General features: G+C 38.1%; 1 protein-coding gene. It reads right to left on the bottom strand.

Going from position 1 to position 394, the window contains the following annotated elements; all coding sequences use genetic code 11:
- The coding region (locus AOQ32_RS08805) for a hypothetical protein (protein WP_158531906.1) at window positions 1–394 on the bottom strand (394 nt) is incomplete at both ends.

The raw sequence follows: 394 nt of genomic DNA, 5'->3' as shown, positions 1-394 counted from the left end.
ACTTTGCGTACCCTTATTAGCATCAGAAGCTGTTTGAGTATCACCATTAGGCTTTACATCAGAATTAGTACCAGTGTTGTTATCAGTATTTTTGTTTTGAGCTGTATGTTCTTTATCATACTGATTTTGTAACTCGTTGTACTTTGAGACGGCATCTTGATGACGTTGTTGGGCTTGTTGGAATTCTTGAATTAATGTTTCAAGAGTTTCTTGGGCCTTGATTAGCGAAGACCAGGTTTCATTGAACTGTGATTGCTTGTGAGCAAGTACTGTCTTACTCTTTTCGAGAGCGTCTTGATCATCTGACAACTTAGACTTTGCTGAAGTAAGGTTGTTTTGAGCTTCAGTGACTTGGTTTTGAGCGTCTTGCAAATTCTTTAGTTGTTGGTTCATT

The organism is Fructobacillus tropaeoli, assembly GCF_001047135.2.
GTDB lineage: Bacteria > Bacillota > Bacilli > Lactobacillales > Lactobacillaceae > Fructobacillus > Fructobacillus tropaeoli.
Note: the sequence above shows the minus strand (reverse complement) of the source record. Positions and strands in the feature narration are given on the sequence as shown.